Annotated in this window: 12 protein-coding genes; 5 read left to right on the top strand and 7 right to left on the bottom strand. The window is 66.6% G+C overall.

The annotated features are described in order from the left end of the window. Positions 1-86: 86 nt before the first annotated feature. The 6 genes from pyk to gcl all read right to left on the bottom strand — a co-directional run bounded on the left by pyk (position 87) and on the right by gcl (position 6,926). The gene (gene pyk / locus VDP74_RS12775; RefSeq protein WP_323000021.1) at positions 87-1,511 is read right to left on the bottom strand and encodes a pyruvate kinase; all 1,425 of its coding nucleotides are present in this window, start codon (positions 1,509-1,511) and stop codon (positions 87-89) included. Further along, a complete protein-coding gene (locus VDP74_RS12770) occupies positions 1,508-1,930 on the bottom strand; it encodes a heme-binding protein (RefSeq protein ID WP_323000020.1) in 423 nt (140 codons plus the stop codon). The genes pyk and VDP74_RS12770 overlap by 4 nt, the downstream gene beginning before the upstream one ends. A 28-nt stretch (positions 1,931-1,958) precedes the next feature. Then, entirely contained in the window at positions 1,959-3,218 is a 1,260-nt protein-coding gene (locus VDP74_RS12765; protein ID WP_323000019.1) for a glycerate kinase, read from the bottom strand. Between the two features lie 121 nt (positions 3,219-3,339). Continuing rightward, a complete protein-coding gene (gene glxR, locus VDP74_RS12760; protein WP_323000018.1) occupies positions 3,340-4,224 on the bottom strand; it encodes a 2-hydroxy-3-oxopropionate reductase in 885 nt (294 codons plus the stop codon). Between the two features lie 80 nt (positions 4,225-4,304). Continuing rightward, positions 4,305-5,081, bottom strand: a complete 777-nt coding sequence (gene hyi, locus VDP74_RS12755) for a hydroxypyruvate isomerase (protein ID WP_323000017.1) — start codon at positions 5,079-5,081, stop codon at positions 4,305-4,307. 63 nt (positions 5,082-5,144) lie between these two features. After that, positions 5,145-6,926 (bottom strand): glyoxylate carboligase, encoded by a 1,782-nt coding sequence (gene gcl, locus VDP74_RS12750; RefSeq protein ID WP_323000016.1) that lies wholly within the window; start codon positions 6,924-6,926, stop codon positions 5,145-5,147. A 221-nt stretch (positions 6,927-7,147) separates the two neighbouring features. Here gcl and VDP74_RS12745 point away from each other — a divergent pair, with 221 nt between their 5' ends. Genes VDP74_RS12745 through VDP74_RS12735 form a run of 3 tightly spaced genes read left to right on the top strand, consistent with a single transcriptional unit; the run spans position 7,148 to position 9,963 of the window. After that, positions 7,148-8,065: a LysR family transcriptional regulator gene (locus VDP74_RS12745; protein ID WP_323000015.1), complete on the top strand. Its 918-nt coding sequence runs from the start codon at positions 7,148-7,150 to the stop codon at positions 8,063-8,065. A gap of 2 nt (positions 8,066-8,067) precedes the next feature. Next, positions 8,068-9,018, top strand: a complete 951-nt coding sequence (locus tag VDP74_RS12740; protein ID WP_323000038.1) for a DMT family transporter — start codon at positions 8,068-8,070, stop codon at positions 9,016-9,018. Positions 9,019-9,030: 12 nt separating this feature from the next. After that, on the top strand, positions 9,031-9,963 hold the full coding sequence (locus VDP74_RS12735) for a LysR substrate-binding domain-containing protein (protein WP_323000014.1): 933 nt from the start codon (positions 9,031-9,033) through the stop codon (positions 9,961-9,963). Between the two features lie 29 nt (positions 9,964-9,992). On the opposite strand, the gene VDP74_RS12730 is transcribed toward VDP74_RS12735, so the two are convergent. Next, the gene (locus tag VDP74_RS12730; RefSeq protein ID WP_323000013.1) at positions 9,993-10,517 is read right to left on the bottom strand and encodes a MarR family winged helix-turn-helix transcriptional regulator; all 525 of its coding nucleotides are present in this window, start codon (positions 10,515-10,517) and stop codon (positions 9,993-9,995) included. Between the two features lie 186 nt (positions 10,518-10,703). Between VDP74_RS12730 and VDP74_RS12725 the strand changes: the two genes are divergently transcribed. Next, the gene (locus VDP74_RS12725; RefSeq protein ID WP_323000012.1) at positions 10,704-11,855 is read left to right on the top strand and encodes a M20 aminoacylase family protein; all 1,152 of its coding nucleotides are present in this window, start codon (positions 10,704-10,706) and stop codon (positions 11,853-11,855) included. 17 nt (positions 11,856-11,872) lie between these two features. Next, positions 11,873-13,195, top strand: coding sequence for an MFS transporter (locus VDP74_RS12720; RefSeq protein WP_416232987.1), 1,323 nt, complete (start codon positions 11,873-11,875; stop codon positions 13,193-13,195). Positions 13,196-13,309: the final 114 nt, after the last annotated feature.

The raw sequence follows: 13,309 nt of genomic DNA, 5'->3' as shown, positions 1-13,309 counted from the left end.
TCATCTTTCTCTAAGCCGTTGACGCCAAAAAGAAAAAGCCCGCATCCAGAGATGCGGGCCTGCAATATGCCATTTTTGGATAGTGCTTATTTCTCTGGCACCTGGGCGATGTGCAGCAGGTTGGTGCTGCCGCTGCGGCCAAACGGCAGGCCGGCAATGACGATCAGCATATCGCCGGGGCCTGCCAGCCCGGCCTGCTGGGCGGTATCGGTGGCGCAGCGGATCATTTCGCTGGATTCCTGCAGCTGTTCGGGGAAGTGCACCGGGCGCACGCCCCAGGCCAGGGCCAGGCGGCGAGCGGTGCGCAGTTCCGGCGTCAGGGCCAGGATCGGGGTGGTGGGGCGTTCACGGCTGGCCCGCAGGGCGCTGAAGCCCGACGCGGTATAGGCCACGGTGGCGGCGGGTTCCAGCAGGCCGGCCACGCGCCGCAGGGCACAGCAGATGGCGTCCGGGATGTTGGCCTCGGCCGGGCCGTGGGTGGCTTCCAGGTTCGTCCGCCAGGATGGGTCGGATTCCACTTCGCGGATGATGTGGGCCATGATGGTGACGGCTTCGACCGGGTACTGGCCGGAGGCCGATTCCGCCGACAGCATGACGGCGTCCGCGCCGCTGTAGACCGCCGTGGCGACGTCGGAGGCCTCGGCCCGGGTGGGGACCGGGGAACTGATCATGGATTCCAGCATCTGCGTGGCGACTACCACGGGTTTGCCAGCTGCCCGGGCATGGCGCACGATGCGCTGCTGCAGCACCGGCACCCGCTGCGGCGGCAGTTCCACCCCCAGGTCGCCGCGCGCCACCATGATGCCGTCGGCCTGGTCGATGATGGCATCCAGGTGTTCGATGGCGGCCGGTTTTTCCAGTTTTGCCATGATCCAGGCCTGGTCGCCGATCAGGCTGCGGGCCTCGATGATGTCTTCGGGGCGCTGCACGAAGGATAGCGCCACCCAGTCCACGCCCAGCGACAGGCCGAAGGCCAGGTCGTCGCGGTCTTTCTGGGTCAGCGGGGAAATCGGCAGGATGACGCCCGGCACGTTGACGCCCTTGCGGTCCGACAGCGGGCCGCCCACCATCACGGTCGTTTCGGCGAAGTCGGGGCCGTGGCGGTCCACCCGCAGGCGCAGCTTGCCGTCGTCCAGCAGCAGGTCGGTGCCGTCTTCCAGGGCGGCGAAGATTTCCGGATGCGGCAGGTTGGCGCGTTGCGCACTGCCTTCGGCCGGGTCCAGGTCCAGGCGAAAGGCCTGTCCGGCCTGCAGCGTGATCTTGCCGCCAGCGATCTTGCCGACCCGCAGCTTGGGGCCTTGCAGGTCCATCAGGATGCCGACCGGACGGCCGACGTCCTGTTCGATCTGGCGGATGATGCGGTAACGCTCCGCGTGATCCTCGTGGCTGCCGTGGCTGAAATTCAGGCGGAATACATTGGCGCCGGCGTCGACCAGGGCTCGGATCTGTTCCGGGGTGGAACTGGCGGGGCCCAGGGTCGCCAGGATGCGGGCGCGGCGTTCGCGGTTCATGCAGGTGATCCTGTGTGCGGTTCGTCCAGGGCGGCGATCCCGGCCCGGGCGATCTGCGCGTCCTGGCTGGCCTTGACGCCGGATACGCCGATGGCGCCGATGACCTGCTGGTCGTGCAGGATGGGTTCGCCGCCTTCCATGGGGGTGATCGGCATGCTCATGGCGGCCGTGCGGCCCTGGTTGACCATGTCTTCATAGACCTTGCTGGGCTTGCCGCCGATCGCGCTGGTGCGAGCCTTGCCCGGCGCCACCAGGGCGCTGATGGCGGCTGCGCCGTCCATGCGCTGCAGCCAGAGCGGATGGCCGCCGGCGTCGCAGATCGCGATGCTGACGTTCCAGCCGTTTTTCCGGGCCTCGGCCTCGGCGGCGGCGGCCATGCGGCGGGAGTCTTCCTGGGTCAGGACGCGTGTCATTTTCATCGGTGTGTCTCCTTGGGGCGCCGTGCCTTTACAGGACCAGGATGGCGCGAAAGTCGTTGACGTTGGTCAGTGTCGGGCCGGTGATCAGGGAATCGCCCAGCCGTTCAAAGAAACCGTGTCCATCATTGTCGTCCAGATGGGCGCGAGGTGTCATGCCGGTCGCCCAGGCGCGGGCCAGCGTGTCGGGCGCGATCAGGGCGCCGGCGATTTCCTCCTGGCCGTCCACTCCGTCCGTGTCGCCGGCCAGCGCGTGGATCCCGTCGGCGCCGTCCAGTGCGATGGCTGTGGACAGCAGGCATTCCACGTTGCGGCCGCCGCGCCCCTGGCCCCGCACGGTGACCGTGGTTTCGCCGCCCGACAACAGCACGCAGGGGGCGGGTATGGGCTGTCCGTGGGCGCGGACCTGCAGGGCGATGCCAGCCAGTACCTTGCCGACCTCGCGGGCCTCGCCTTCGATGCGATCACCCAGCAGCACCGGGGCGATGCCGGCGTCGCGGGCTACGGCTGCTGCGGCTTCCAGTGCCATTTGCGGGGTGGCGATCAGGTGGGTTTCCACGCGAGCCAGTCGCGGGTCGCCGGGTTTCAGGGTTTCGCCGTCGCCCGATTCCAGCAGGCGGCGGGCGCCGGCCGGCAGGTCGAGCCCGTAGCGGTGCGCTATTTCCAGCGCGTCGGCGCAGGTGCTGGGATCGGCCACCGTGGGGCCAGAGGCAATGTCGCCGGGCTGGTCGCCGGGCACGTCGGAAATCAGCAGATTGACGACGCGCGCGGGGGCGCAGGCAGCAGCGAGGCGCCCGCCCTTGATGCCGGACAGGTGGCGGCGCACGCAGTTCATTTCGGAAATCGTCGCGCCCGATTTCAGCAGGGCGCGGTTGATGGCTTGTTTGTCGGTCAGGGTGACGCCTGGGCCGGGCACGGGCAGCAGCGAAGATCCGCCGCCCGAAATCAGGCAGATCACCAGATCGTCGGCGGTCAGCCCGCGTACCTGGTCGAACAGCCGCAGGGCGGCGTGTTCGCCCGCCTCGTCGGGCACCGGGTGGGCCGCTTCCAGGATCTCGATGCGCTGGCACGGGACGGCATAGCCGTAGCGGGTGACGACGACGCCTTCCAGGGGGCCAGGCCAGTGCCGTTCAAACGCCTGCGCCATGGCGGCCGAGGCCTTGCCCGCGCCGATCACGATGGTGCGGCCCTTGGGCGGCGTCGGCAGGAAGGCCGGGATGCAGTGTTCCGGCTGGGCGGCGCGCACGGCGGCGTGAAACATGCGGGTCAGAAGATCGCGGGGCTCTGTCATGGGACGTCCGTGCAAAGAGTGGTGCGAAACGGCGAGATTTCCGGTCTTCGGACGGGGCCCCGGGGGTTCGGGCCCCCATCCGGAGAGGGGGGGGCGCCCCGGCTGGGGCGCTAGAAACACTTTACTGGCCGATTTCGTGGTTGGCCATGATTTCCAGGGCTCGCACCATGCCGGAATGATCCCACGCCGCGCCGCCGTGGGCCACGCAGGCGTTGAAGAGTTCCTGGGCTACGGCCGTGCTGGGCAGGGACAGCCCCAGCTGGCGCGCGGTCGTCAGGGCCAGGTTCAGGTCCTTCTGGTGCAGATTGATGCGGAAGCCCGGGTCGAAGGTGCGCTTGACCATGCGTTCGCCGTGCACTTCCAGGATGCGCGAACTGGCGAAGCCGCCCATCAGCGCCTGGCGGACCTTGGCCGGATCGGCGCCGGCCTTGGAGGCCAGCACCAGGGCTTCGCCCACGGCCTCGATGGTCAGGGCGACGATGATCTGGTTGGCGACCTTGGTGGTCTGGCCGTCGCCGTTGCCGCCGACCAGGGTGATGTTCTTGCCCATCAGCTCGAAGATCGGCTTGCACTGGTCGAAGGCGGCCTGGCTGCCGCCGATCATGATGGTCAGGCTGGCGGCCTTGGCGCCGACTTCGCCGCCGGATACGGGGGCGTCCAGGTATTCGCAGCCCAGCGCATTGATTTTTTTCGCGAATTCCTTTGTTGCCACGGGCGAGATCGAGCTCATGTCGATCACGGTCTTGCCCTTGGACAGGCCGGCGGCCACGCCGTTTTCACCGAACAGCACGGCGTCGACGTCGGGTGTGTCGGGCACCATGACGATGATGATGTCGGACGCCTTGGCGACTTCGGTGCTGCTGGCGGCGGTCTTGGCACCGGCATCCAGCAGGCTTTGCGGCGTCTTGCCGTGGGTGAACGTGACCAGGGAATGGCCGCCCTGGATGAGATTGGCCGCCATGGGGGTGCCCATGATGCCCAGACCGATGAAACCGATGTTAGCCATGAGAATGCTCCTTGTTGATTCCGTGCGGGCCGGGCTTTTGGCGAGTGACGCGTTGCCCGGCAGGTGTGTGTTCCTTGGGATCAGGCCAGCGACTGGATCCAGCCCAGGCCGTCTTCGGTACGGGCGGCCGGCTTGTATTCGCAGCCGATCCAGCCTTTGTAGCCGACCTGGTCGATGTGGCGCAGCAGCCAGCGGTAGTTGATTTCGCCGGTGCCGGGTTCGTTGCGCCCAGGGTTGTCGGCCAGCTGGATATGGCCGATGGCCCCCAGGTGCTGGCGGATGGTGTTGCCCAGCTCGCCTTCCATGCGTTGGGCATGGTAGATGTCGTATTGCACATGCAGGTTGTCGGACCCGACTTCGGCGATGATGGCCAGGGCCTGGTCGGTGCGGCTCAGGAAAAAGCCGGGGATGTCGAAGGTGTTGATGGGCTCGATCACCAGGCGGATGCCGGCTTTTTTCAGTTCGGCGGCGGCGGAGCGCAGATTGGCTACGAAGGTGGCGTGTGCGACGGCGGGTTCGACGCCAGCCGGGATTTTGCCCGCCAGACAGTTCACCTGGGTGCAGCCCAGGGCCTGGGCGTAGTCGATGGCCCGGGCGACACCCTGCTTGAATTCCTCGGTGCGGTCCGGGTGGCAGGCGATGCCGCGTTCGCCGGCGTCCCAGTCGCCTGCGGGCAGGTTGTGCAGCACCTGCACCAGGCCGTTGTCTTTCAGGCGTCTGGCCAGGTCTTCTTTCGCGTAGGCGTAGGGGAACAGGTATTCGACACCCTTGAAGCCGGCCTTGGCGGCCGCTTCGAAGCGGTCCAGGAAGTCGATTTCCGTGAATAGCATCGACAGATTGGCAGCGAATTTCGGCATGTGTGGCTCCTTGTTGTGCTTGCTGGCAGCCCTTGCGCCAGGAAGGGCTGCGATGTCCTGGTTTTAGTCCAGCAGGGTGATGGCGGTGGGGGCGTCTTCGCCGTGCTCGGCCAGGTCCTCGAACTCGTTGATTGCGTTGATGTCGTTGCCCATCGAAATATTGGTGATGCGTTCCAGGATGAATTCCACCACGACCGGCACGCGGAATTCCTGGACCCAGGCGCGGGCTTGCGCGAGGGCGGGCTGGATGTCTTCTACCTTCTTCACGCGGATGGCCTTGCAGCCCAGGCCTTCGGCGACCTTGACGTGATCCACGCCGTAGCCGTCGGTTTCCGGCGCGTTGATGTTGTCAAAAGCCAGCTGCACGCAATAGTCCATGTCGAAGCCTCGTTGCGACTGACGGATCAGCCCCAGATAGGCATTATTCACCACGATGTGGATATAGGGCAGGTTGAATTGCGCCCCGACGGCCAGCTCCTCGATCATGAACTGGAAATCATAGTCGCCTGACAGCGCCACGATTTCGTCGCCGGTCTGGGCGGCGACCACGCCCAGGGTGGCGGGCACGGTCCAGCCCAGGGGGCCGGCCTGGCCGGCATTGATCCAGTGGCGCGGCCCGTAGACGTGAAGCAGCTGGGCGGCGGCAATCTGCGACAGGCCGATGGTGGTCACGTAGCGGGTGTTGCGACCGAAGACCTTGTTCATTTCCTCGTACACGCGCTGGGGCTTGAGCGGCGATTGATCGAAGTGCGTCTTGCGCTGCATGGATTTCTCGCCCTTGCGGGTGCGGCATGCCTGAGCCCAGGCGCTGCGGTCACGCAACTGGCCAGCGGCCTTCAGGCGCTTGGCTTCCTCGATCATCAGGCGCAGGGCGGCGCCTGCGTCGGACGCGATGCCGTAGTCCGGGCCGAAGACCTTGCCGATCTGCGTGGGGTCCACGTCGATGTGCACAAAGGTGCGGCCTTCGGTGTAGACGGCGGTGGAACCGGTGTGGCGGTTGGCCCAGCGGTTGCCGATACCCATGACGAAGTCCGAGGCCAGCAGGCTGGCGTTGGCGTAGCGGTGAGCGGTCTGCAGGCCGACCATGCCGGCCATCAGCGGATGGTCGTCGGGGATGACGCCCCAGCCCATCAGGGTCGGGACGACGGGGACGCCGGTCAGTTCGGCGAATTCCTGCAGCAGAGCGGCGGCATCGGCGCTGAAGATCCCGCCGCCGGCCACGAGCAGGGGGCGCTCGGATGTATTGAGCATTGCCACGGCCTTGGCGGCCTGGGCCGGCGTGGCGGCGGGCTTGTAGACCGGCAGCGGTTCGTAGGTGTCGATGTCGAACTCGATCTCGGCCATCTGCACATCGAAGGGCAGGTCCACCAATACCGGGCCGGGGCGGCCCGAGCGCATCACGTGAAAAGCCTGTTGCAGGATGCGCGGCACCAGCTCTGGTTCGCGCGCCATCACGGCCCATTTGGTGACCGGCTTGGCGATGGTCTCGATATCGACGGCCTGGAAGCTTTCCTTGTGCAGCTGGGCGCGCGGTGCCTGGCCGGTGATGCACAGGATGGGGATGGAATCGCCGGACGCGGAATACAGACCGGTGATCATGTCGGTGCCGGCCGGGCCGGAGGTCCCCAGGCACACACCGATATTACCAGGATGGGCGCGGGTGTAGCCTTCGGCCATGTGCGAGGCGCCCTCGACGTGGCGCGCCAGCACGTGTTTGAAGCCGCCGTTCTTGCGCAATGCCGAATACAGCGGGTTGATGGCGGCGCCGGGCACGCCGAACAGGGTGGTGATGCCTTCTTTCTGCAGGACCGCTGCGGCGGCGTCTACTGCTCTCATCCGAGCCATGGTTGCTCCTTGATCTGATTCACGGTGTCTACGGGACTGGAACCAGAATAAAGAATGGTCCACCGATCAGGAATCCCAGTGGATCTCGTTTCTGTCGGTACTATAAGTATCTGATGGTGAAAGCGTAGAGTAGAATTTCCGTGTGCAGATGGCATGTGGAATGTATCGATATCCTCTGCCGCACAAGGACATGGTCATTGTTTGAGTCATCGGAGACCTCCATGGGCCGCTATACCGACATCAGCAGTTTTGTATTGATTGCCGATAAAGGCAGCTTTGCGGCAGCCGCCCTGGTGGAGGGGGTCACGCCAGTGGTCATGGGGCGCCGCCTGACGGCCCTGGAAAAGCGCCTGGGCGTGCAGCTGATGCACCGCTCGACGCGCGGCCTGGTGCTGACCGACCTGGGCGAACGCTACCTGGAACAGTGCCAGCAGCTGATCCAGGATTTCGATGCCGCCGACGCCAGCATCACGGCGCACCGGCGCACGCTGAGCGGCCATCTGGTGGTGTCGGCGCCAGCGTCCTTCGGGCGCCAGCATGTGGCGCCGCATGCGTTGTCGTTTCGCCGGCGCTACCCGGATCTGGCCCTGTCCTTCAACTTCACCGACAGCGTGGTGGACCTGGTGCGCGAAGGCTACGACATGGCCATCCGGATCGGCGAGGTCACGGACCCCAATTACGTGGCGGTGCGCCTGTTTCCCAACCAGCGCGTGGTCTGCGGCACGCCGGCCTATTTCGAATCGCACGGCGTGCCGCGCGTGCCCGAAGACCTGGTGCGGCACAGCTGCCTGGCCTTCAACCTGCAAGGCGGGCAGCATCGCGGCTGGACCTTCGTGCGCGACGGCAAGCCCTTTGCCGTGAGGGTGCGCGGCGACCTGGCCTGCAACGACGGCGAACTGCTGTACCAATGGGTGCGGCAGGGCCTGGGCATCGGCTGGCGTTCCACCTGGGAAATCCAGCGCGAACTGAAACGAGGCGAACTGGTGACCGTGCTGGATGAATTCGCCCTGCCCGCCTATGACATCCAGGCGGTCTACCCGCAGCAGCGGTATCTGCCGGCCAAGGTGCGGTATTTCATTGATGCGCTTAGAAACCATTATCATGAGCCGGGTTACTGGGAAGGACAGGGAAAATCTTGAAGATGAATGATCAGACGCCGGCCGCCGGCAAGCCGGCGAGTGCATCGGGCGCGGGCGCCCCTGATGCCGCGTCGCAGTCGGCCCGCCGCAACGAGCGGCTGGCGCTCCTGGCCTTGGCCGGTATGGCAGTGGGCTGGGGCTACAACTGGGTGGTGATGAAATCGGTGCTGACCTACGTCGGGCCTTTCGATTTTTCCGCCCTGCGCAACTTGTTTGGCGCCCTGCTGTTGCTGGCTGTGCTGGTGGTCTTGCGCCGGCCCATGCGCATTCAGGCCTGGGGCCGCGTCGCCCTGCTGGGGGTGCTGCAGACCGGGGCGTTTTCCGCCTTGATCCAGGTGGCGCTGCTGCAGGGCGGTGCCGGCAAGACCTCCATTCTGGTCTACACCATGCCGTTCTGGGTGATTCCCATGGCCTGGGTAGTGTTCGGGGAACGTGTGCGCGGCCTGCAGTGGCTGGCCCTGGTGCTGGCCGCGCTGGGGCTGACCTTGATCCTGGAACCCTGGACCCTGCATTCGGACTTCATGAGCGAGCTGCTGGCGGTGTCCGCCGGCCTGTGCTGGGCGCTGGCCACCATCGTGGCCAAATGGATCAAGCGCGACTATCCCATGGAGGCCCTGCCGCTGACGGCCTGGCAGATGCTGTTCGGCGCCTTGGCCCTGTGCTTGGCGGCCTGGGTCGTGCCTGAGAAACCCATTGACCCGGCACCGTATTTCTATGGGGCACTGATCTACAACGCCGTCATCGCAACGGCCCTGGCATGGTACCTGTGGCTGTTCGCCCTGCAGCATCTGCCTGCGAGCGTGGCCGGCATGTCGGCTTTGGGCGTGCCCGTGGTCAGTGTGCTGGCCGGCTGGCTGCAGCTGGGCGAACAGCCCGGCACGCTGGAACTGGCTGGCATGGTGCTGATCGGGGTCGCGCTGGTGGTGATCAGTCTGCGCTCGTCGGGGAAATAGCGGGGCGATCCCATGATTTCCGATGATCACCTGTCGCGCATCCGCGAACTGAAGTTCAAGCAGTTGCTGGTGTTCGAGCGCGTGGCGACCCTGGGCTCCATGCACAAGGCCGCCGAGGCGACGCACATGACGCAGCCCAACGTGGTCAAGATCGTGCGCCAGCTGGAAGACGTGCTGGATGTCACCCTGTTCGAGCGCCACAGCAAGGGCGTCCGGCTGACGGTGTTCGCCGAGCACCTGCTGCAGCGCATCCGCCCCATGCTGGGCGATGCGCGGGCCATGAGCGAGGAGCTCACCGCCCTGCGCGGCGGCGAGGGCGGTCTGGTGGCCGTGGGCACCCTGATCTCGGCCTCGGCCTGGCTGCTGCCCGAAAGCGTGGCCGTGATGAAGGCGCGCCATCCCAAGGTCGGCCTGTCCATCCAGGAGGCGACCAACGACATCCTCTTTCCCATGCTGCGCGTGGGCGAGCTGGACGTGATCGTCGGCCGCCTGCCCGAAAACCCGGGCGAGGGGGTGGAAGTGCATGCGATCTACCAGGACGAACTGATGATCGTGGCGCGGGCCGCCCACCCCCTGGCGCGGCAGCCCGACTGCGCGCCCGGCGACCTGCTGGACTATCCCTGGATCGTGCCGTCCAATGCCTCGCCGGTGCGCAAGCAGGTGGATCAGTTCTTCCTGGGCCGGGGGCTGCCCATTCCGGAAAACCAGGTCGTTTCCCTGTCCATGCTGACCAACCTGGGCATCCTGGCGCGGTCCGACGCGCTGGCCATGCTGCCCAGCGTCGCGGCCCGCCCGCTGATCCAGGTCGGCGTCCTGTTCGAGGTGCCCATCCACGTGCGGGTGCCGTTCGGCACCATCGGCTACAGCGTGCGGGCCGACCGCCCGCTGGTGCCGGCGGCGGCGACCTTCGTGCAGGTGCTGAAAGAGGTCGGGGCGCGCGCCTGAGGCCCTGACGCCATCCCGCGCGGGCCGCCTCAGCCCTTCGATGCCGCGTGCCGGTCGTCCGGATCCTGGAACGTCTTCAGCAGCTTGCCCAGCAGCCGGTCGAGTTGCGCCTGTTCGTCCGTGGTCAGGGCGGCCAGCAGCGCGTCTTCCATGGCGTGCCCCAGCGTGTCGCTGGCGGCGCGGAGCTTCCGGCCCTGCGCCGTCGCATGCAGCCGGTACTGGCGGGCGTCCGACGGGCTGATGGACCGCCGCACCAGCCGGCGTTCGATCAGGGTCTTCAGGTCCTTGGACAGCAGCGTTTTTTCCACCAGTGTCAACTCGTGCAACCGCGTCGCCGTCACGCCGGGGATGTCGCAGATGGCCCGCAGCAGCCGCAAGGGCCGTACGTCCAGGCCGAACTCCCGTCGATAGGTCTCGTTGGCGGGCTGCAGCATGGCGGATTTCACCAGATCCAGCTTGAAGGTCAGGTAGCGCCTGAACGGCGCCTGTTCATCGTCCTGGGACCGGCGCGTCGCGCGGCCTTCCGCTTTCTGCTCGTGGGGAATCGTTGCCATTCCTGTGTGTCTCCGCTCCGGGCCGCCTAGGGTAATTCTCTACTTCAATTTAATTGAAATTTTCAACTATTGAATTTATCTTGGGAATTCGCGGGGACCCCGCGGCCGGTCGGCATCAGGATATCAGAGACAGGCGGTCGGCCCCGGTCCCGGGTTCGGCCGGCAGCAGAGACAAGGAGCGCATGCATGCTGGATGTTGAATTTTCCGCCCTGGCGGAAGACATGACCTCATGGCGTCGGGACATCCACCGGCATCCGGAACTCGCCTTCGAGGAACGCCGCACGGCCGGCAAGGTGGCGCAGCTGCTGCGGTCCTGGGGGATCGAGGTCCACGAGGGTTTCGGCGGCACGACCGCGGTGATCGGCGTGCTGCAGGGCGCCCGCGGCGCCGGGCGCGCCCTGGGGCTGCGGGCCGACATGGATGCGCTGCCCATGCAGGAGCAGACCGGGGCGGACTACCGCTCGGTGCACGAGCACGTCTTTCACGGCTGCGGGCACGACGGCCATACCGCCATCCTGCTGGGCACGGCCCGCTACCTGGCCGAACATCGCGATTTCGCCGGCACCGTGCACCTCATCTTCCAGCCCGCCGAGGAGACCCTGAGCGGTGGCCTCGCGCTGATCCGGGCGGGGCTGTTCGAGCGCTTCCCCTGCGACGAGATCTACGCGCTGCACAACAACAACTGCGTGACGCTGGGGCAGGTGGGCGTGCGCGCGGGCGCGATCCTGTCGGCCTGCGACTGGTTTCGCATCCACGTCACGGGGGTGGGCACGCATTCGGCCATGCCGCACCAGGGGGTGGATCCCATCGTGGCGGGGGCGGCGCTGGTGCAGTCGTTGCAAAGCGTGGTCAGCCGCAACGTCGATCCGCTGGACGTGGCGGTGCTGAGCGTGTGCCAGTTCCATGCGGGCACGGCGATCAACGTGATTCCCGGCACCGCGCAGCTGGAGGGGACCTTGCGCACCCTGTCGGAAACGGCGCGCGAGACGGCGCTGGCGGGGCTGCGCCGCATGTGCGCGGGGGTGGCGGCCAGCCACGGCTGCGAGATCCGTTTCGAGCACCTGCAGTCCTCGCCGGCGACGCTGAACGCCGCCGGGCCGACCGAGGTGGTGCGCCAGGCGGCGGGGGCGGTGCTGGGGGCGGATCAGGTGATCGAGTGCGCGCCGCTCATGGCCTCGGAGGATTTCGCCTACATGCTGGAGCAGCGGCCGGGGGCGTATTTCTTTCTGGGGCACGACGGGCGGACCTGCCACCATCCGGGATTCGATTTCGACGACCGGACGCTGGCCACCGGGGTCGCGGTATTTGCGGAGATCGTGCGCCGGCAATTGGGCTGAGCCACCAAGGAGGAGTGATGGACATGGAACGAAAAGTGCCCCCCGCCATGATGCGGCGCGTGGTGATCGCATCCGTACTGGGCAATGCGCTGGAATGGTTCGATTTCGCGATCTTCGGACTGTTCGCGGTCATTATTTCGCGGCTGTTCTTTTCCGCGGAAAGCGAGTTCGCGTCCCTGCTGCTGACGCTGGCGACGTTCGGCGTGGGCTTTGCCGTGCGGCCGCTGGGCGGCGTGGTGCTGGGCATCTACGGCGACCGGGTGGGCCGCAAGAAGGCGCTGTCCCTGACGATCCTGCTCATGGCGGTGGGCACGGGCCTGATGGGCGTGCTGCCCACCTATGCGGCCATCGGCATCGCCGCGCCGATCCTGATGGTGCTGGCGCGCCTGATCCAGGGCTTTTCCACGGGCGGCGAGTTCAGCGGCGCGACGACCATGCTGATCGAATTCGCGCCCAGGCGCCTGCGCGGCTTCTACGGCAGTTTCCAGATGTGCTCCCAGGCGCTGGCGTTCTCCTGCGGCGCGCTGGCCGCCTATCTGCTGACCTCGCACCTCACGCCCGAATCCCTGGATGCCTGGGGCTGGCGCATCCCCTTCCTGTTCGGGATCATCATCGGGCCGGTGGGCTGGATCATCCGGACGCACCTGGACGAATCGCCGGAATTCCAGGCCTATGCCAGCACCCGCCCCCGGGCGGCGCGGCCGGGCGTGCGGGCATCGCTGGCCGACCTGTTCGGCAATCATCCCCGCGCGATCATGTCGACCATGGGCGTCTGCATCGTCGGCACGGTATCGGCCTATGTGTTCGTGTTCTTCATGCCGATCTTCGCCAAGAAGCAGATGGGCCTGCCAATCGCCGACGTCAATCTGGCGACGTTCTTCGCGACCGCGGTGCTGGTGGTCTGCTGCCCTCTCAGCGGCTACCTGTCGGACCGCTTCGGGCGCCGCGCGGTGTTCGTGCCGGGCATCATCGCCTACGGCATCGCGGCCTATGCCCTGTTCGCCCATTTCGTGCAGTCGCCCTCGTACGAGTCCTTCCTGCTGGCCCAGGTGGTGATCGCGTTCTTCATGAGTTTCTTCTGGGGACCCACGCCGGTCACCATGACGGAGGTATTTCCCGTGGGCGTGCGGTCGACGGGCGCATCCATCACCTACAACGTCGCCGTGCTGCTCTTTGGCGGACTCGCGCCCCTCTACAACACCTGGCTGGTGCAGGCGACGGGCAGCGACATGGCGCCGATCTATTACGTGATGGTGTCGGTCGTCATCGGCGTGGCCGGCGCGCTGGCCCTGCCCGCCGCGGACGCGCGGCAGGCCTCCGCGGGCACGCAGGCCGCCTGAGGGCGCGCGCGTCCCGGACGCGGCGCCTCCCGAGGGACGATGGGATTCCAGATTGGAATCCCATCGTCCTTTATTTTGATTAGAAAATAATCTCTGGCCGTTCTACAGTGCTCG

The sequence above is a fragment of the Castellaniella sp. genome (assembly GCF_034674885.1).
Taxonomy (GTDB): domain Bacteria; phylum Pseudomonadota; class Gammaproteobacteria; order Burkholderiales; family Burkholderiaceae_B; genus Castellaniella.
This window is presented reverse-complemented; position numbering and strand designations above follow the sequence as displayed.